21 protein-coding genes are annotated in these 18,994 nt (G+C 56.5%); 18 read left to right on the top strand and 3 right to left on the bottom strand.

Annotation, left to right across the window (positions count from 1 at the left end; all coding sequences use genetic code 11):
* Positions 1-120: 120 nt before the first annotated feature.
* Positions 121-1,020, top strand: a complete 900-nt coding sequence (locus GYM47_RS08860; RefSeq protein ID WP_139527538.1) for a YihY/virulence factor BrkB family protein — start codon at positions 121-123, stop codon at positions 1,018-1,020.
* A 16-nt stretch (positions 1,021-1,036) separates the two neighbouring features.
* Positions 1,037-1,312, top strand: coding sequence for an acylphosphatase (locus tag GYM47_RS08855; protein ID WP_139527540.1), 276 nt, complete (start codon positions 1,037-1,039; stop codon positions 1,310-1,312).
* Positions 1,313-1,341: 29 nt separating this feature from the next.
* Here GYM47_RS08855 and GYM47_RS08850 read toward each other — a convergent pair whose 3' ends face one another.
* Positions 1,342-2,292 (bottom strand): D-2-hydroxyacid dehydrogenase, encoded by a 951-nt coding sequence (locus tag GYM47_RS08850; protein WP_153843336.1) that lies wholly within the window; start codon positions 2,290-2,292, stop codon positions 1,342-1,344.
* Positions 2,293-2,492: 200 nt separating this feature from the next.
* Between GYM47_RS08850 and GYM47_RS08845 the strand changes: the two genes are divergently transcribed.
* The 13 genes from GYM47_RS08845 to GYM47_RS08785 all read left to right on the top strand — a co-directional run bounded on the left by GYM47_RS08845 (position 2,493) and on the right by GYM47_RS08785 (position 13,313).
* Positions 2,493-2,768, top strand: coding sequence for an FmdB family zinc ribbon protein (locus GYM47_RS08845; protein ID WP_139527544.1), 276 nt, complete (start codon positions 2,493-2,495; stop codon positions 2,766-2,768).
* A gap of 63 nt (positions 2,769-2,831) precedes the next feature.
* Positions 2,832-4,613 (top strand): aspartate--tRNA ligase, encoded by a 1,782-nt coding sequence (aspS, locus tag GYM47_RS08840; RefSeq protein ID WP_139527546.1) that lies wholly within the window; start codon positions 2,832-2,834, stop codon positions 4,611-4,613.
* A 97-nt stretch (positions 4,614-4,710) separates the two neighbouring features.
* Positions 4,711-5,262 (top strand): crossover junction endodeoxyribonuclease RuvC, encoded by a 552-nt coding sequence (gene ruvC / locus GYM47_RS08835; protein WP_139527548.1) that lies wholly within the window; start codon positions 4,711-4,713, stop codon positions 5,260-5,262.
* Between the two features lie 67 nt (positions 5,263-5,329).
* On the top strand, positions 5,330-5,938 hold the full coding sequence (ruvA, locus tag GYM47_RS08830) for a Holliday junction branch migration protein RuvA (protein WP_139527553.1): 609 nt from the start codon (positions 5,330-5,332) through the stop codon (positions 5,936-5,938).
* A 51-nt stretch (positions 5,939-5,989) separates the two neighbouring features.
* Positions 5,990-7,027: a Holliday junction branch migration DNA helicase RuvB gene (gene ruvB / locus GYM47_RS08825; RefSeq protein ID WP_139527555.1), complete on the top strand. Its 1,038-nt coding sequence runs from the start codon at positions 5,990-5,992 to the stop codon at positions 7,025-7,027.
* Positions 7,024-7,422, top strand: a complete 399-nt coding sequence (ybgC, locus tag GYM47_RS08820) for a tol-pal system-associated acyl-CoA thioesterase (RefSeq protein WP_139527557.1) — start codon at positions 7,024-7,026, stop codon at positions 7,420-7,422. Before ruvB ends, ybgC begins: the two co-directional genes overlap by 4 nt.
* Before the next feature lie 28 nt (positions 7,423-7,450).
* Entirely contained in the window at positions 7,451-8,146 is a 696-nt protein-coding gene (gene tolQ, locus GYM47_RS08815) for a protein TolQ (RefSeq protein WP_139527559.1), read from the top strand.
* Between the two features lie 11 nt (positions 8,147-8,157).
* Positions 8,158-8,595, top strand: coding sequence for a protein TolR (gene tolR, locus GYM47_RS08810; protein WP_139527561.1), 438 nt, complete (start codon positions 8,158-8,160; stop codon positions 8,593-8,595).
* A gap of 13 nt (positions 8,596-8,608) precedes the next feature.
* On the top strand, positions 8,609-9,790 hold the full coding sequence (tolA, locus tag GYM47_RS08805) for a cell envelope integrity protein TolA (protein ID WP_139527562.1): 1,182 nt from the start codon (positions 8,609-8,611) through the stop codon (positions 9,788-9,790).
* A complete protein-coding gene (gene tolB / locus GYM47_RS08800) occupies positions 9,790-11,076 on the top strand; it encodes a Tol-Pal system beta propeller repeat protein TolB (protein WP_139527564.1) in 1,287 nt (428 codons plus the stop codon). The genes tolA and tolB overlap by 1 nt, the downstream gene beginning before the upstream one ends.
* A gap of 45 nt (positions 11,077-11,121) precedes the next feature.
* Positions 11,122-11,661 (top strand): peptidoglycan-associated lipoprotein Pal, encoded by a 540-nt coding sequence (pal, locus tag GYM47_RS08795; protein WP_139527566.1) that lies wholly within the window; start codon positions 11,122-11,124, stop codon positions 11,659-11,661.
* 47 nt (positions 11,662-11,708) lie between these two features.
* The gene (ybgF, locus tag GYM47_RS08790) at positions 11,709-12,518 is read left to right on the top strand and encodes a tol-pal system protein YbgF (protein WP_139527568.1); all 810 of its coding nucleotides are present in this window, start codon (positions 11,709-11,711) and stop codon (positions 12,516-12,518) included.
* A gap of 33 nt (positions 12,519-12,551) precedes the next feature.
* Complete coding sequence (locus GYM47_RS08785; RefSeq protein ID WP_139527570.1) at positions 12,552-13,313, top strand: YciK family oxidoreductase; 762 nt, start codon at positions 12,552-12,554, stop codon at positions 13,311-13,313.
* A 12-nt stretch (positions 13,314-13,325) separates the two neighbouring features.
* Here the strand turns inward: GYM47_RS08785 and GYM47_RS08780 are convergent, their stop codons facing one another.
* Complete coding sequence (locus GYM47_RS08780) at positions 13,326-14,000, bottom strand: HAD family hydrolase (protein WP_139527755.1); 675 nt, start codon at positions 13,998-14,000, stop codon at positions 13,326-13,328.
* Positions 14,000-14,743 (bottom strand): bifunctional 2-polyprenyl-6-hydroxyphenol methylase/3-demethylubiquinol 3-O-methyltransferase UbiG, encoded by a 744-nt coding sequence (gene ubiG, locus GYM47_RS08775; protein WP_139527572.1) that lies wholly within the window; start codon positions 14,741-14,743, stop codon positions 14,000-14,002. The genes GYM47_RS08780 and ubiG overlap by 1 nt, the downstream gene beginning before the upstream one ends.
* A 194-nt stretch (positions 14,744-14,937) precedes the next feature.
* On the opposite strand from ubiG, the gene GYM47_RS08770 reads away from it, so the two are divergent.
* The 3 genes from GYM47_RS08770 to tamA all read left to right on the top strand — a co-directional run bounded on the left by GYM47_RS08770 (position 14,938) and on the right by tamA (position 18,989).
* Positions 14,938-16,230, top strand: coding sequence for a nucleotide sugar dehydrogenase (locus GYM47_RS08770; RefSeq protein WP_139527574.1), 1,293 nt, complete (start codon positions 14,938-14,940; stop codon positions 16,228-16,230).
* Positions 16,231-16,239: 9 nt separating this feature from the next.
* A complete protein-coding gene (locus GYM47_RS08765; protein ID WP_139527576.1) occupies positions 16,240-17,073 on the top strand; it encodes a coiled-coil domain-containing protein in 834 nt (277 codons plus the stop codon).
* A gap of 65 nt (positions 17,074-17,138) precedes the next feature.
* The gene (gene tamA / locus GYM47_RS08760; protein WP_139527578.1) at positions 17,139-18,989 is read left to right on the top strand and encodes an autotransporter assembly complex protein TamA; all 1,851 of its coding nucleotides are present in this window, start codon (positions 17,139-17,141) and stop codon (positions 18,987-18,989) included.
* Positions 18,990-18,994: the final 5 nt, after the last annotated feature.

Genomic DNA, 18,994 nt, shown 5'->3' with positions numbered 1-18,994 from the left:
CCCTACATCCCTGCAATGCAATCATGACTGCGCTCAACGCTTTGATTAGGTATGCTTATTCATTCGTTGTCAGACCGGCGTTGCAAAAGAACGCTATACACTGCGTTGAAGGGAAACACTATGATTAAAAAGACACTCACGTTTTGGTGGAACGTGGTTCAGGATGCAACGTCGTTATGGCTCGAGCGCAATGCGTTCAGTTATGCCGGATCATTGGCATTTTATACGCTGTTTTCGCTCGCACCGACGGTTATCATTGCCGTTACCGTGATTGGTGTGGTGTTAGGAGAAGAGGCCGCCCAGGGCCAAATTGTCGCCCAATTACAAGGCACTTTAGGAGTGGATGCGGCCTTGGCGGTCGAGCAAGCCGTGGCGCAATCGCGCATTGAAGAGTCGGGTATCCTGCCGACCTTACTTGGCTTTATTGCGTTACTCGTCGGTGCCACGACCGTCTTTGCCCAGATGCAGTTCTCGCTCAATACCATTTGGGGAGTGACCGCTAAACCGACCAGTAACAGTGCATTTATTTTCATCAAAAACCGACTGCTCTCGCTGACCGTCGTACTTTCGATTGGCTTTATTCTGCTCGTCTCGCTTGTGCTCGGTGTCATGCTCAGAGGGATGCTTCACGCTGCTAATGATCTTCTCCCTTTCGCAAGTCTACTGACGACGACCGCAGAATCTTTGATTTCACTGGCCATGGTCGCTTTACTCTTTGCCACTATCTTTAAAGTACTGCCGGATGTCGTGTTACGCTGGCAGGATGTATTGATTGGCGCTGTCGTCACTGCCGTGCTTTTCACCATTGGGCGCAGCGTGATTGCGATCTACTTGGCTTATACCGCGACGGCGTCGACCTATGGAGCGGCGGGGTCCGTCGTCATGATTCTTTTGTGGGTGTACTATAGCTCGCTTATTTTGCTGTTTGGTGCTGCTTTTACGCGCTCGCTGCTGTTACGCCGTGGACGTCCGCTAGTGCCACGCAATAGCGCCGTGCTGGTCAAGCGAGAACTGCTTTGATGTTAAGGAGTGGACGATGGCTCAATGCTGTGTACGTGCATTCGTAACGGGAAAAGTGCAGGGCGTCTGGTATCGCCGTGCTACTCAAGAGCAAGCACTCTTGAGAGGCGTCACCGGCTATGCGAAAAACTTGCCTGATGGTCGTGTGGAAGTGCTCATGTGTGGCCAGGTTGCGGCCGTCTCAGAGCTTGGTCAATGGCTATGGCAAGGTCCACAAGGGGCGCAGGTCACTCATGTCACGCTGGAGACACTCGAGAACCAATACGCCCCTGACCACTTCTCGACCTACTAGATACGTGCTACTGGCACTGGGTGAAAAAGTTAGTGAGCCTCGGTTTGCCAAGCGCGGATATTGTCGGCAGTGAGGCCAACGATGTTTTGCCGTGCTTCAGGCGTTATCCAAGCGTTGTGAGGCGTTACGATCAAATTGAGCGGTTCTGCTTTTGCCAGAGCATCGAGGAGCGGATGCCCGTCTTTGGGCGGCTCGGTAGGCAGCACATCGACCGCTAACCCACCAATGTCCCCGTTACGAAGGGCCTCGAGCGCCGCCACTTCGTCGATGATGCCGCCACGGGCACAGTTGACGATCAAGAGTGACGGCTTGGCCTTGGCAAGACGCTCCTTGTTGAGAAGGTGTTTCGTAGCCTCGTTCAGCGGACAGTGTAGGCTGATGACGTCGGCGGTGGGCAGCAGTTCGTCCAAGGACGGCCGCTGATCGTTGTGCTCATTGCCGGGTCGGGCGGCAAACGTGACTTGCATACCAAAGGCTTCGGCTAAACGTGCCACTTCAGACCCCAGTTCCCCTTGGCCGACCATGACCAGTTGCTTGCCAGACAACTGCAGTGTGGGATGTTCCTGCAAGCAGAAAAAGTCACTGTCCTGCCATTTTCCATCGGCAATGTCCGCTTGATAGCGGGGGAGGCGATTGGCCAATGACAGCATGAGCATGAGGGTATGTTGCGAGACACTGGCTGTGCCATAGGCCGAGACGTTCTTGACGGCGATGTTATGCGCTTTAGCGGCCTCCAGATCGATGTTGTTCAGCCCAGTGGCCAGCACACAAATGAGTCGCAAAGAAGGTAGCTGAGCGAGCGTGTCGGCGTCGAGTTTGACCTTGTTGACGATCGCGATCTCTGCTTCGACCAAGCGTTCACGAGCTTGCGTCGTGGTGCTCTGCTGATGGATCTCTAAGTGCGTGACAGCGTTACGAATCGCCGTCAAATCGATGTCTGGGCCAAGGCTTTGGGCATCCAGTATGACCGCGTTGGGCATTGCATGTTCTCCATTCATTGCCGAAAGCCGCTTGGCCTTGCTCGGCAGGGGGCACAAAAGGGTATAATGACCGCTCTATCGACCGCAGTCTTGGAATTTATCCTGGCAGGCCACATATTGTCAGCCTGATAACGTCGGGTGAACCGCGATACCGACAAGACGAAACCTGTTGGAGTTGAGCTTTTTCAGGAGCCATCAACATGCCCATCTATGAGTACGAGTGCAAGGCCTGCGGCCATCGCATGGAAAAACTTCAGAAAATTAGCGCAGATCCGTTAAAAAGCTGCCCTGCATGTCAGCAAGATGATCTGGAGCGCTTGGTCTCTGCAGCCGGGTTCCGCTTAGCGGGTGGCGGTTGGTACGAAACTGATTTCAAGACAGGCAGCAAAAAGAATCTTGCTGCTGAAGGACAAGCTTCCGGTAGCGCGAAAAGCGATGCCAGCAGCACGTCAACAAACAAAGGCGCCGCGGCATAGCCGCGGCTGTCAGGGCCATGGCCCAAGACAACTTAATTGCCACGAAACAGAACAGGATGTGACATGCGCAGCCATTATTGCGGCCAGCTTAACGAAACATTGGTGGATCAAACGGTCACCGTTTGCGGTTGGGTTCACCGCCGTCGTGACCACGGTGGGGTTATTTTTCTCGACATGCGCGACCGTGACGGTATCGCCCAGTTCGTCGTCGACCCCGATACCGCCGAGGCGTTTGCTAATGCCGATCGTGCTCGCAGTGAATACGTTCTGCGCATCACTGGCCGCGTTCGGCTGCGCCCCGAAGGCACTCAGAACCCCAACATGCCCACCGGCATGATCGAAGTGCTGGCAAAAGACGTCGAGGTGCTCAATACCGCCGCAACGCCGCCTTTCCAGCTCGACGAGCATGGCAAAGTCGGTGAAGAAGTGCGTTTGAAGCATCGCTATATCGATTTACGTCGGCCCGATATGATCGAGAAACTGCGTCTTCGTTCGCGTATTTCACATAGCGTTCGTGCCTACCTGGAAAACCAAGGATTCTTGGACATCGAAACGCCGGTACTGACCCGTGCCACACCTGAAGGCGCGCGAGACTATCTGGTACCTAGCCGCACCCATGCAGGCAGCTTCTTTGCGCTGCCGCAGTCCCCCCAGCTGTTCAAGCAGCTGTTGATGGTGGCGGGTTTCGATCGCTACTACCAAATTGCCAAGTGTTTCCGTGACGAGGACCTGCGTGCTGACCGTCAGCCGGAGTTTACGCAGATCGATATCGAAGCCTCTTTCGTGGAAGAGAACGACATCATGGGCATTACCGAAGCCATGATTCGTCAGTTGTTCCAGGAAGTGTTGAGTGTCGAACTTCCCGAGTTCCCGCGCATGACCTGGCAAGAAGCCATGGACCGCTTTGGTTCCGACAAGCCCGACCTGCGTATTCCGTTGGAGCTGACGGATGTCGATGACCTCATGAAGCAGGTGGATTTCAAGGTCTTTTCCGGCCCGGCCAGCGCAGACGACGGTCGTGTGGCGGCGCTCAAAGTGCCGGGTGGCGCCAAGCTTTCTCGTAAAGAGATCGATGAATACACCAAGTTCGTGGGTATTTATGGTGCGAAAGGCCTGGCGTGGATCAAGATCAACGAACGTGCCAAAGGGCTGGATGGCTTGCAGTCGCCGATCGTCAAGTTCATGGAGAACGTCGTCGAAGAGCTGCTGGACCGTGTGGGGGCCGAGGATGGTGACATCATCTTCTTCGGTGCCGACAAAGCGCGTATCGTCAATGAAGCCATTGGTGCGCTGCGCGTCAAGCTCGGGGCCGATCTTGACCTCTACACCCAGGCGTGGGCGCCCCTGTGGGTCGTTGACTTCCCCATGTTCGAAGCCGACGACAATGGCCGCTTAAGCCCGCTTCATCACCCGTTTACGGCACCGTCTTGTTCGCCGGAAGCGTTGAAGGCCGACCCGGCCAAAGCGCTCTCCCGCGCTTACGACATGGTGCTTAATGGTACGGAACTTGGCGGTGGCTCTATCCGTATCCATGACCAAACCATGCAGAGCACCGTGTTCGAGATTTTGGGTATTGGGCAAGAAGAAGCGCAAGAGAAGTTCGGCTTCTTGCTGGATGCGCTGCAGTACGGCGCACCGCCCCACGGCGGCCTTGCCTTTGGTTTGGATCGTCTGGTCATGCTCATGGCGGGCGCAAAAACCATTCGTGAAGTCATTGCCTTCCCGAAAACGCAAAGTGCGGCTTGTTTGATGACCGACGCCCCGGGTGAGGTCAGCGCTGACCAGCTCAAAGAGCTCAACATTCGCTTGCGCCAAAAAGTAAAGGCGGATGCTGCGGGCGAATAAGATCGCCTTATCGCATTGACGAGTCAAACACCGACGCGCCAGCGTCGGTGTTTTTGTTTCAGGTAGTACTAAAGGAAGAGGGCGAAGAGAAGTGTCCATGGACGAAAGACAGCCCCCTGCGACGATTAGAATTCTGGGGATCGATCCAGGTTCCAGGATCACCGGGTATGGAGTGATTGACCTAGTAGGGATGAAGCCACGCTATGTAGCCAGCGGCTGCATTCGAACGGCTGAGGGAGCGCTAGAGCAGCGCCTGGCTCAGATTTATGCAGGGATTGGCGAGGTGATAGGGCTTCATCGCCCCGATGCCGTCGCCGTCGAGCGGGTGTTTATGGCCAAAAATGCAGACTCCGCGCTGAAACTCGGTCAAGCCCGTGGAGCGGCGCTGGTCTGCCTAGCGAACCATGGATTAAGCATTGCCGAGTACGCAGCGCGGCAGATCAAACAGGCGGTAACCGGGCAAGGGGGAGCCGATAAAAGCCAAGTTCAGCACATGGTCACTACGCTGCTTGGCCTATCGGCCACCCCCCAAGCGGATGCTGCCGACGCGCTGGCGATTGCCTTGACGCACGCCTATGCAGGGAGTGCGCTCGTCATGGCGACGCCATCTCGCAGTAAACGCCGCGCTACCGGTCGTTGGCGGCTTTAGGGTTACTGGTCATCTGTACAGAGTAGCTTTATAGTGACCGCTACTTCGAATGGCTGTGAGGCAAAGGATGATTGGACGTTTGACGGGCTTATTGCTGGAAAAACAGCCGCCGTGGATGGTGGTTGACGTTCACGGGGTAGGTTACGAGCTCGAAGCCTCAATGAACACCTTCGTGGCGCTGCCAGCCCCTGGCGAGCAGGTGATGCTATATACCCATCTGACAATACGTGACGATGCCCATTTGCTTTATGGCTTTGGACGCGAGCATGAACGGGCATTATTTCGTGCGCTAATCAAAGTCAACGGCGTCGGCCCCAAGCTTGCCTTGGCGATTCTATCCGGTATGGATGAAGACGCTTTTATGCGCTGCGTGCGAGACGACGACAGCAAAGCACTGACGAAGCTGCCAGGAGTGGGTAAAAAAACGGCGGAGCGTTTGATCATCGAAATGCGCGACCGCTTTCCGGATTGGGAGCAGGGCAGTCATGCTCCCCTCGCTTTAGAAGCTACCAGTGGACGAGCCGCGCCTAGAGACCATTTGGCAGACGCAGAAGCCGCTCTCGTCAGCCTGGGTTATAAGTTGACCGAGGCGGCCAAAATGCTCGCCGATGTTGATCCGAACCAGAGCACCGAAGCCCTCATCAAAGCCGCATTGACCAAGCGAATGTCTGGTTGAGCTGTACGGGTATCATGAGTACGCCTTGGTAAGCACTCCAGAAGAGTCACTATGTTAGAACACGACCGATTAATTGCCGCCGAGCCCGAGCAAGGCGAAGTGCGCATCGACCATGCGATTCGTCCCAAGCACCTCAAGGATTATATTGGCCAGCCACGGGTGCGCGAGCAGTTGGAGATTTTCATTGGGGCGGCACGGCTGCGCGAGGAGAGTCTGGACCACACCCTGGTCTTCGGCCCGCCAGGGTTGGGCAAAACGACGCTCGCAAACATCATTGCCACCGAAATGGGCGTCGGGTTGAAATCGACGTCTGGTCCGGTGCTCGAGCGCGCCGGCGACCTTGCCGCCATGCTCACGAATCTCGAGCCTGGCGATGTGCTGTTCATCGATGAAATCCACCGCCTCTCTCCCGTGGTAGAGGAAGTTCTGTATCCGGCGATGGAGGATTTTCAACTCGATATCATGATCGGTGAAGGCCCCGCAGCGCGATCCATCAAGCTGGATCTCCCAAAGTTCACACTGGTAGGTGCCACGACACGAGCAGGACTGCTCACGTCTCCGCTACGCGACCGCTTTGGCATCGTGCAACGCCTCGAATTTTATAACCTCGAAGAGCTAACCGAAATCGTCGCGCGCTCCGCCCGTTTGCTTGGCGTGGAAACCAGCCGTGAAGGGGCCATCGAAGTCGCCCGGCGCTCTCGTGGGACGCCTCGTATTGCCAATCGGTTGCTGCGCAGGGTACGCGACTACGCCGACATCAAGGGCGACGGCGTGGTGGACGTGACGCTCGCCGATGCGGCACTCAATATGCTAAACGTCGATCATCACGGGTTGGATCATATGGACCGACGCCTGCTGCTGGCCATGATCGACAAGTTCGATGGCGGTCCGGTCGGGGTCGACTCACTGTCTGCCGCCATTGGCGAAGAGCGCGATACCATCGAAGACGTTATCGAGCCGTATTTGATTCAGCAAGGCCTAATGATGCGTACCCCCAGGGGACGCGTGGTTACCCGCCAAGCTTGGTTGCACTTCGACCGCGTGCCCCACGAGCATTCGATCAATGCCGAGGGAGAGCGTCGACCATGAGCGAAACATTTAGCATCCCCGTGCGGGTTTATATGGAAGATACTGACGCGGGGGGAATTGTCTACTACGTTAACTACTTGAAGTTTATGGAGCGTGCACGCAGTGAGTGGTTGAGAGATTTAGGCCTCGACCAGCAAACGCTGCTAGACGAAGGTACGCAGCTAGTGGTATACCGCATGGCCTGTCACTATGCCAAACCGGCCCGGTTAGATGAGGCGCTCACGGTGACGGCCAGCATCGCGGAGCAGGGACGCTGCCGAATGACGTTCGCGCAGCAGGTTTTTCGTGAAAAGGAACTCTTGTGCTCTGCCACAGTCGAGATAGCCTGCTTGCACGCAGCAACACTGCGCCCCAAAGCGTGGCCATCATCACTTAACACCGTATCCCGTCGATAACGACACTAATTGATTGAAGAGGGCAACTGTGAACGATAACGCCATGTCCATTCCCCACTTGATAATGAGCGCCAGCACGGTCGTACAGCTGGTCATGTTGCTGCTCGTGGTGGGGTCAATTCTCTCGTGGGTGGTGATTTTTCAGCGCAGTATCGCGCTACGACGAGCCAAGCAGGAGTACAACCAGTTCGAAGAGTCGTTTTGGTCTGGCGTTGACTTGAACGAACTCTACCGTGAGATTCCTGCGGACGATCCTCGGCACGGCGCAGAGCATATTTTTCAAGCTGGTTTTCGTGAGTTCAATCGCTTGATGCCCAAGACTCGCAGTGCTGACACCGTTCTCGAAGGCGTTCAACGCAGCATGCGCGTTGCCTGGTCGCGGGAAGAGGATCGTCTGACTCAGCATCTCGTGTTCTTGGCAACGGTCGCCTCTGCCAGTCCCTATATCGGCCTATTTGGCACGGTGTGGGGCATCATGGGGTCGTTCCAGTCGCTCTCCATGACGCAACAAGCCACGCTCGCCACGGTGGCCCCCTGGATTGCAGAGGCGCTGATTGCCACCGCCATGGGGCTCTTCGCTGCGATTCCCGCCGTTATTTTTTATAACCGTCTCTCCAACAATGCGTCCCGCCTACTGGGCAAATACGAAGACTTTGCTGAGGAGTTTCACGCCATTTTGCATCGTAATCTGCAAGGGCGTGACGGCAAACCTAGCGCTGGTTAAGGGAGTCTGCCATGCAAGGTCCGTTCAATCGTAGTGGCAAAAGCAAGCCGATGGGGGAAATCAATGTCGTCCCCTTCATCGACGTCATGCTCGTGCTGTTGGTCATCTTTATGATTACCGCTCCTATGCTGACGCAGGGTGTGCAGGTCGACCTTCCACAGGTCACCTCCGAGCCTATTGAGACTCAGGAAGATAATGACCCGATCATCATCTCAGTCGATCGAGAGGGCGGCTACTTCATTACGTTGGGTGAGGACTCGACGGCCGTGACGCTCGACGAGATGTCGGAAAGGGTCGTGGCCATTCTGCAACGCCGCCCGGGAACACCGGTCATGGTGAGGGGTGACCGCAATGTACCCTATGGCCAGATCGTTCTTCTGATGAGCACGCTGCAGCGCTCGGGTGTCGCCAACGTGGGGCTGCTTTCCGAGCCGCCGCAAGATGGTTAAGGGCGAGTCGCACATGGCTGTGAAACCACCGCGTGACCCTCAAGACGTTGGCTATACGTGGCCGACGATTTTGGCCATTGCCGTGCACCTGCTCGTCATCGTGTTTAGCTTGATAAAGCTACCCAGTATGACGGCCGAGCCTGACTCCTCTTCGATCGTACAAGCGACGTTCGTGAGCACGGAAACGTTTACCGATCAGGCTCAGCAAGTCACCGAGCAGCAGGCGGCTATGAACAGTGCCACTGAGCCTGAAACGCCCGATCCAGAACCGCCCAGCGAAGAGCCCTCTGCAGAGGAGCAGGCCGCCGCCGAAGCCCAGCGACAAGCGGAGGCCGAAGCGGCTGAACAAGCCCGCGCCCTCGAACAAGCGCAAGCAGAGGCCGAAGCCGAGGCGCAGCGTCGTGCTGAAGAGGCTGAACGGTTGGCCGAACAGCAGGCAGCCGAAGCTCAGGCTCGCGAAGCCGAAGCGCAGCGTGCTCGCGAAGAAGCAGAAGCCCAGCGTCAGCGAGAGGTGGAAGCAGAGCGTGCACGAGCGGAAGCGGAGGCTCAGCGTCAGCGTGAGGCCGAGGAACAGCGTCAACGCGAGGAAGAAGCTCAACGTCAGCGCGAGGCGGAAGAGCAGCGTGCTCGCGAAGAGGAGGCTAGACGTCAGCGCGAAGCCGAAGAGCAGCGCGCACGTGAAGAAGCCGAAGCGCAACGTGCTCGGGAGGCAGAGGCGGAGCGTCAGCGCGAAGAGGAGGCTCGTCGCCAACGAGAAGCAGAGGAGCAGCGCGCGCGTGAGGCAGAAGCCCAGCGCCAACGGGAAGCCGAAGAGCGTCGCGCCGCAGAGGCGGCAGAAGCCGCTATGCAGCGCCAGCTCGCTGGAGAAGCAGAGGCGGCTGCCAATGCTCAGCAAGCACAGCAAGCAGCGAACAGCTTCATCAACATCGTGCGCCGTGCCGTTGAGCAGGCGTGGCTGATTCCGCCCGCTGCGAGTGATTCGATGAGTGCTACGATACAAGTACGGCTTGGCCCATCGGGTGAGCTGTTAGCGACTTCTGTGGCCGCCTCCAGCGGCGACAGTGCATTTGATCGTTCGGCCATGCAAGCGGTCGAGCATGCTGCCCCGTTCAGCGAGTTACGTGACTTGCCAGCGGAGCAGCAGCGTACTTTACGTCAATTTAATCTGCGATTTACCCCGGGGGATGTTCGCTGATGCAAACGTTAAGCAAAGTGTGGCTCTTTTGCGTACTGCTACTGATCAGCAGCGTAGCAAGTGCCAATCTAACCATTGAAATTACCCGCGGCAGTGATCAAGCGCTGCCCATTGGCGTCGTTCCCTTTGCAGGCAACGAAGGCTTACCCGAGGACGTTGCTCAAATCGTGCAAGACGACCTCGAGCGTAGCGGTTTTTTCGCACCGCTCGAGCGTAGCGCCATGTTTGACCGTCCCAGCCAAGCGTCGGACGTCGAGTTTGGCACCTGGAGGTCGCTGGACGTTCGCTACCTCGTCGTGGGGCGTGCCCAGCAAACAGGTGGGGGGTATGAGTTACAGTTCGATTTGGTCGACATTAGTGGCCAGCGCCCCATGATCAGTGAAACCGTCACGGCGAGCAGTAACGATCTTCGCGGCGCAGCGCACTACATCAGCGATCAAATCTTCGAAGCCATTACGGATATTCGCGGCGCATTTTCGACGCGCATTGCATATGTGACGGCTCAGGGGCTGGGCGACAACATGCAGTTTGGCCTGTACGTTGCCGATGCCGATGGCCGCCGCAGTCAGCAAGTATTGACATCCGATCAGCCGATCATGTCACCGGCATGGTCTCCGGATGGCCGCAAACTCGCTTACGTCTCGTTCGAGACTGGCAAGCCATCTATTTACATCCAGGACGTCAATACAGGCCAGCGCGTTCAAGCCACCTCGTTCGACGGCATCAATGGCGCACCGACGTGGTCTCCCGATGGCCGCCGTATCGCCATGTCACTTTCTAAAGACGGTCAGCCGGAAATTTACGTGCTGGACGTGGCCAGTCGTTCTTTGGAGCGTATCACTCAAAGCAATAGTATCGACACCGAACCCGCTTGGTCTCCGGATGGTCGCAGCTTGATTTTTACCTCCGATCGCAGCGGCGGCCCACAAATCTATCAAACCTCGCTGGGTAGTGGAGAGACCAACCGATTGACCTTCACGGGTAACTATAACGCCCGTGCACGCTTTTCACCTGACGGTGAAGAGATCTTTATGATTCACCGTTCGAGCCGCGGTTTCCAAGTGGCCAAGCAAAATCTTGATGGCGGTCGCTTGGTGGTGTTGAGCGAATCCACAAGAGATGAATCTCCTAGTGTTGCACCGAACGGGACCATGGTAATCTTCGCTACCCAACAGGGTAATAGCGGAGTACTAAGTGCCGTTTCAGCCGATGGCCGCTCGTCATTTAGGTTGCCCGCAGCACAAGGTGATGTACGTGACCCTGCGTGGTCGCCTTTCTTAAATTAATAGATGAACAGCACTAATCTCTGTTTTCAGGCAAGGAGTCTGATTATGCAACTTAAGCCGTTGGCTCGCTCATTGGCAGTCGCGTTATCTATCGTAGTGATCGCTGGCTGTTCCAGCACCGGCGGAACCCAGGACGGTGACTCGTACGGAAGCCAGGATGGCAGCAGTATGGGTGCTAACACGTCGGGTGTGGGCACAGGTGGTCAGTATGGTTCAACATCGGGTTCAGGCGCTGGCCAGCAGGCCGATTCGCGCATTCCTGAAGTGCGTACGATCTACTTCGATTACGATCGTGACACGATCAAGAGCGAGTATGAATCCGTCGTGATGGCGCATGCGCGCTACCTGCGTGCCAACCCGAATGCCCGTGTGGTTTTGCACGGCCACACCGACGAACGTGGTACTCGTGAATACAACATGGCACTAGGCGAGCGTCGTGCCGGCGCCGTGCAGCGCTTCCTGAACATTCAGGGCGTTTCTCCGTCACAAATGAGCGTAGTTAGCTACGGTGAAGAGCGTCCGGCAGCGAGCGGCCAAAACGAAAGTGCTTACTCGCAGAACCGTCGCGTCGTCTTTAACTACTGATCGTATTGGCGTGTGCAGGCACGCCAATCGCATCGCTCGGAGCTAATATGAATCACAGTCTCAAGCGCTATGTTGAGAGGCTGTGCGGTGCGGGAGCCCTGGCGCTCCCGCTTTCCGTATTGCCCTTATCATTTTTGTCCGGTACAGCGTTGGCACAACAGCCCCTCGTGCAAGATCTCTCTTCTGGTTCTTCCAGCGGCTTTTATCAGCAAACGCAGCGGCAAGAAGCATCGGGTGGCAATCTGGTGCTGTTCAATCAAGTGCAGGAACATCAGCAGGAAATCCAGCAGCTACGGGGCCAAATCGAAGAGCTGCGGCATCAATTGGAGCAATTGCGAAACCAGTCGCAGCAGCAATACCTGGATATCGAAGATCGCTTGATGAGCAGCGCGCCAAGTCAAATCGAGCAGGCCACTCCTGAGGTCGAGCCCGAGGCTGCAGAGCAGGTCGTACAGGCACCTTCCTCGCGAAACGTTTCCGAAGATGCCCAGGCCGACTATCAAGCTGCCTTTGCCCATGTACAAGCCCGCCAATTTGGGGACGCTATTGCGGCGTTCGAGGCCTTTGTGTCCAACCACCCCGATAGCAGCTTGACCGCGAACGGTCATTACTGGCTTGGCGAGCTCTACGCTGCGGAGGGTGAGCTGGACGCTGCAGACCAAGCGTTTACCCGTGTCATCGAGCAGTACAGCGGCAGTACCAAAGTGCCCGATGCGCTCTACAAGCTTGGCTTGGTCAAAGCACGTCAAGGGGAAGCTCAACGCAGTCGTGAACTGTTAGAGCAGGTCCGCGACGACTATCCGCAAAGCAGTGCCGCAGGGTTGGCCAACGATTTCTTACGCCAATCCGCAGGTTAACAAGTGTGAAGAGAAACGCCTCAAGGAAACCTCATGAGCTGTAAAATCGACTATCAACCAGCGCCCAATCTGCTCGAAAATCGCGTCGTGTTGGTAACCGGTGCGGGAGATGGGATTGGTCGCGCGGCGGCATTAGCCTATGCCCGCCATGGGGCTACCGTGGTGCTGTTAGGGCGCACGATTGCCAAGCTTGAACGCGTTTATGATGAAATCGAAGCAGCGGGAGGCCCACAGCCCGCCATTTTTCCGCTCAACTTCGAAGGCGCGACCCTCAAGGACTTCCATGACATGGCAGAAACGCTGGACAAAGAGTTCGGGCGTTTGGATGGCCTATTGCATAATGCGGGATTGCTGGGCCGTATCACTCCTTTCGAGCAGTATAATCCTGAGCTGTGGGAACAGGTGATGCAGGTCAATATCAATGGTCCCATTTGGATGACACAGGCGCTGCTGCCGTTGCTGCAAGCATCCGATGATGCTTCGGTAGTTTTTACGTCGTCTAGCGTAGGGCGGAAGGGCCGCGCTTACTGGGGAGCCTATTCGGTCTCCAAATTTGCAACGGAAGGCTTTGTGGAAGTGCTCGCTGACGAGCTGGATAAGCAGCCCAACGTGCGGGTCAATACGTTGAACCCTGGGGCAACGCGGACACAAATGCGCCGTACCGCTTACCCTGGAGAAGATCCCTTCACGCTGCGCACGCCTGAAGAGATCATGCCAACATATCTATGGCTCATGGGGCCCGATAGTAAAGGCGTCAGCGGCCAGAAATTCGATGCCCAGCCGCCACGCGCCTGACCGTTTCTCTTTTTAAGTCGTTCGGTGGCCGTGCAAAGCGGCCACCAGCTCAGCGCAGGTCGCAAACCATAGGTCGGCGGGCCACTGCTGATAGTCCTCCTCTTCACTGATATAGCCATAGCCCACGGCCACGGCGGTCATGCCAGCCGCTTTGGCGGCTTCCATGTCTCTCACATGATCGCCGACGTACCAACACGCCTCGGGTGGAATGCCCAATCGCTTTGCTGCTTCCCAAAGTGGTTCAGGCGCTGGTTTTTTGACCCTCAAGTCATCAGCACACAACAAAGCCCCCGGGGTAAGCGCCAGCGCCTCGATCAATGGTTCGGTATAGCGGCGTGGTTTGTTGGTGACGATTCCCCACTTACGTGCTTCCCCCTCCCAGGTAATCAACCACTCATCTAGGGGAGCGAACAGTCTGCTATCGACGGCCAAGGCCTGCTCGTACGCATCCAACAAGAACTGCCTGGCCGCATCGTGCTCAGCACTACCCGCCTCCAGTCCGAGTGCCAACGTCACCAATGCGCTGCCGCCATTCGAGACTTGGGCGCGTATGACGTGAAACGGCAAAGGATCTAAACCGTGATGCGCACGCAGTGCATTCGTCGCCGCCGCGAGATCCGGTGCGGTGTCGACCAGCGTGCCGTCCAAGTCGAATAGAATCGCAATGGGGGGAGTAGCTGACGTCATCATTCGCTCACTTTACGGCAATACATCATATAGTTAACCGACACATCGTGGGGCACCAAGCGATAATGACGCGTAATGGGGTTATACGTCAGCCCTGTTTGTTCGCGTACTTCTAGCGCTGACGAGCGTGCCCATTGGGCCATCTCAGAAGGGCGGATGAATTTCGAGTAATCGTGAGTGCCGCGGGGCAATAATTTGAGCACGTACTCTGCGCCTACAATGGCAAACGCGTAGGATTTTGGTGTTCTGTTCAACGTAGAGAAAAACACATAACCACCGGGACGCACCAGTACGCTACAGGCACGAATGACCGAAGCAGGATCAGGGACGTGCTCCAGCATCTCCATGCAGGTCACCACATCGTAATGACCAGGCTGTTCGGCTGCTAAGCCTTCGACGCTAACATGGCGATAATCGACCTCGACCCCACTTTCTTCAGCATGCAAGCGGGCAACGCCAAGCGGTGCTTCGCCCAGGTCGATACCCGTCACATGGGCACCTCGATGGGCCATCGCTTCACTCAGAATGCCGCCACCGCAGCCAACGTCTAAGACCTTTTTTCCGGCAAGCCCCGCTCTGGCATCGATAAAATCAAGTCGCAGTGGATTGATATCGTGGAGCGGTTTGAATTCACTGTTTGGATCCCACCAGCGACTGGCAAGTGCTTCAAATTTCGCAACTTCTGCGGCGTCGACGTTGTCTTGGTGGCGCCCAGTAGTGCTATCCTGAAGTGTCTCTGGCATGGTGTAACCCCTATCAGCGATGAATGGTGAGTAGTCGATGCGCCCTTGGCCATTGTTAGGCGAGGTGCCATCCACTCTTACGTTGAGTATGATGGTTATTCTAACCACTCCTGGCGTGGAACGCATGGAAAGGAACGCAGCATGAGGCCTAACACTTTATTTTACCGGCGCTTATCGGATAAGGAGAGCCGCTGATGAAGGTACTGCTGCATGGAAGTGAGCTCAGCGCGGCCACGGCGGCGGCCGCCCTGGCCTGGGTCGGACACCGTGTAGATTGGCTGCTCCACGACAGCGTTCCGTGGTCCACTCTGGTCAATGCAGATTGGCTGCGGCGCGAGCCTTCTCTCATGGGGCATATCGAACAGGCCATGGCTGCTGGTAACTTACGTGTCATCGACGCCCCGGAGATGTGTAAGACGCCCGATGTTGTTTGGCTAGGGCTCTCTCCTAGCCAGCGACAAGCGGCCAGCACGCTTCTCGGGCACGGCATGTTCGACGCCTACAGTGGGGCAGTATTGGTCAATAACTCGACGTTCCCGGTAGGCGAGACGGAACGGCTGCACTCTCTCATGGGGCAGCAGCATAGTCGTGTTGCCCTGCCTGATACATTAGAGGAAGGACGTGCATGGCAATCGTTTACGCGGCCCATGCGCTGGCTGCTGGGTTGTGATGACGCCAAGGGCGAACAGGTGACTCGAGAGCTACTGCGCGCTTTCAACCGTCGTAGCGAAGTGTTTCAGTGTATGCCTTGTCGGGCAGCGGAACTGACCAAGCTGGCCATCAATGGCATGCTCGCGACACGTATTAGCTACATGAATGAGATTGCTGGGTTGGCGGACACGCTGGGAGTCGATGTCGAACACGTTCGCCAGGGAATGGGGGCCGATACACGTATCGGTTTTGAGTACCTCTATCCGGGCTGCGGCTTCGGCGGGCCCAATTTTTCGAGGGATTTGATGCGCCTAGCCGACGTACAGTCCGCTAGCGGACGTTACTCGGCGTTGCTCGAGCAAGTCATGGACATCAATGAGCAGAAGAAAGAGACTCTGTTCAGAAAACTATGGGGGTTCTTCGAAGGCGATCTAGCGGGTAAAACCGTGGCGATATGGGGAGCGGCCTTCAAGCCCGGCACCGCACGCATCGACCACGCGCCGGTGCTCACGTTGCTCGAAGCCTTGTGGGCACAGGGCGTCACGGTCAAGCTCCACGACCCGGCCGCCACTCATGCGCTGCACGCTACCGTTGGCCAGCGGGACGGTCTAATGACTTTCGACGCAGATCCCTATTTGGCTTGCCAAGATGCGGATGCGTTGATGTTAGTGACCGAATGGAAGGCCTACTGGAACCCCGATTGGCATCGCTTAGCGAGTCTCCTCAACGCAAGGCTTATTTTGGACGGTCGTAACATTTACGATCCGGCTTTTGTGGCGAGCTGTGGCCTGCATTACCGAGGGATTGGGCGCCGCGCCGATCCAACGACGCTTTAAGGAAACATCATGTCTGACGCGACTTCATCTCAGCGTATCGTTCCCGATGTGGATCAAAGCCTGACGGCGCATCATTTACGTCATCGCAGAGGCCCGAAGCTTTGGCCCCTGTGGCTCATGTTAGTGTTGATTCTACTTCTCTTGGGAGCTGCGGCGGCGGGATTGTGGTACGAGAGAGAACGGCTGCTGGGCGAAGTACATCGCGTTAGTGGTGAAGTCTCTAATCTACACGCCAGGCTGGACTCAGGTGACACGGATGCTCAGGATGCGTTAACCTTTGTACAAGCTCAAATGACGACGCTGTTTCAAGAGCAGGAGCAGCTCTCCATTGCGCTCACCAATACCCGGGAAGAGCTCTATGGGCTGCTGACGGATAATGAGGAGCTAGTCTCCGATGAAGCACTGGAGCCACTCGCTTTACAGTTGGAACAAGTCCAAGAGCAAGCCGAGTTACGCGACCGCCAGCTCGCCTCGATACGCTCTTCGTTGGATGCATTGGAGCAAGCAGGAACTTCAGGGCGGCAAAATTTGGTCGAAGAAGTAGCGCATTTGGAGAACGTTCTGGGGCAGCGTCTGACCTCCATGGAGCGCCAAGTTTCCAGCGACCGAGAAGCACTAGAGGCACAGTTTCAAAACTGGCAGGCAGAGGTCGAGCAGCAGTTGACTCAGCTATCAAACGACGTGACGGCCGTTGCATCAGTCGATGAATCTGCCACTCAGGCGGAGCTATCGGCCCTTCAGGAGCAGTGGTCTCAACGCTTGAGTACACTCGAGAGCGACGTCAGGCAGGTCCGCCAAGCGCAGCTTGCCTTTAGCGCGCAGATGGAGATGCTGAGAAATTAAGTACCTGTTTATGCGGTCAAGTGTAGTCGCCACACAGCCGGTCATGGGGTTAGGGATATCACGGTATGGGAAGACAACGGCATTGGCCCTCGGCCAAACAAATGGCCTGTGTAGTGACACTGCCACTTTTATCGGTTGCCACCTCCACATGGGCGTTAGAGGCGGCTATTAGCGGTGTCAGCGGTCAAGTCTCCGATAACATCGGTGCTTACTTGGAAACTATCGACGCCGAACAATACACCGACACGCGTTTAGAGGGGGAAATTCGCCAGCGTACCCAAGAGGCCATGCGCGTATATGGCTACTATGAGCCCGACGTCACGGTGGATCTAAACGCGACGCCTATTTCCATAAGCATAGAACCAGGCCCACAAGTCACGATCGAAGTGCTCGACATCACCCTCAATGGAGATGCCAACGACGATCCACCGTTCCAAGAAGCGCTAGATGACTTTCCTCTCAAAGAAGGCGACCCTTTACGTCATGCTCCATGGGATAACTTGCGCTCGCAGTTCGCTGGGTTAGCGATCGAACGCGGCTATTTCGACTGGGGCTTCTCCGACCGCAGAATGGAAGTCCGTCCTTATTTGGAAAGCGCGCGTCTCTACATGACCTTCGATAGCGGCCCTCGTTATCAGTTTGGCGAGACGTTGATCACGGGCAGCCATATCCAGCCCGAGCGGTTACGTGAAATGCAAACCTTCGAAACAGGGGACCCTTACCTCGCCGAGTCGCTAGCCCGCTATAATCAGCGGCTGGCGGAAACAGGTTGGTTCAGTTCTGTTTCTGTGAGGCCACGCTTGGAAACCGCGCAAGAATTGACGATCGCTCCTCCCAGCGGTGGATCTCCCTGGTGGAACGAAGCGACGGCATCGCAACCCCAGCGTCCGCGACTGAGCAGCGCAGCACTGGCCAGCGCACTGAGCATTCACAGCCACAATGACACTCGGCTTCCCATCGACATCAATGTAGAGCCCGCTGATCGACACCAATTCGAAGTGGGTGTGGGCTTTGCTACCGACGTGGGCCCCCGTCTCCGCTTTGGGTGGCAACAGCCCTGGATCAACCGGTTTGGCCATAGCCTCAACCATGATCTCTATGTATCTGCTCCAGAGCAGCGGTTTACCGGTGTGTACAACATTCCGCTCGAAGATCCCCTACGTGACAGCTACCGTCTCCAATACGGCGTGCGAAACGTCGATGATAGCGACACCCAGTCGTTAGAAGGCACGGTGGAAGTGGCGCGGCGCTGGGAGTTCGATAACCGCTGGGTGCAAACGCTTTACTTCAGAACGACCTATGAAGATTTTACTCAAGGTGGTCAGGCAGACGAAGTTTGGCTGTTCTATCCCGGTATTCAGTGGTCGAGAACCCGCACGCGCCCTCAACGTTTTCCGTTATGGGGCGACCGCCAGCAGCTGTCGATCGAATACTCCGACCGCGCCTGGGGATCCGATGCGCGATTCACCCGGCTCACGGGGGATACTGAGTGGATTCGTATGATCGGTAACGATAATCGCTTTTCTGCACGGTTGAGCATAGGGGCCATTGAGACGGATGACTTTGACAAACTACCGCCTTCGCTACGTTTCTTTGCCGGCGGTGACCGCAGCGTACGTGGCTACTCCTACGAGAGTTTGTCCCCCCGCAACCCAGAAGGGCGTTTACGCGGTGGCCAGCAAATGCTGACGTCGACGCTTGAGTACCAGCGCCGTGTGACCGGAGACTGGTGGGGCGCCACCTTCATCGATGCCGGTGATGCATTCGATAATTGGGGGCCCAATGATCTCAAAACAGGCGCAGGGGTAGGGGTTCGCTGGATCTCTCCTGTAGGGCCTATTCGCTTCGATATAGCCCACCCCTTCGATGTGGACGACGCTTTCCGCGTGCACTTCTCTATCGGTCCGGAATTCTAGGAGAG

This window comes from Vreelandella piezotolerans (genome assembly GCF_012427705.1).
Taxonomy (GTDB): Bacteria; Pseudomonadota; Gammaproteobacteria; order Pseudomonadales; family Halomonadaceae; genus Vreelandella; species Vreelandella piezotolerans.
The sequence above is the reverse complement of the archived record's forward strand: the minus strand, read 5'-3'. Positions and strand labels throughout refer to the sequence as shown.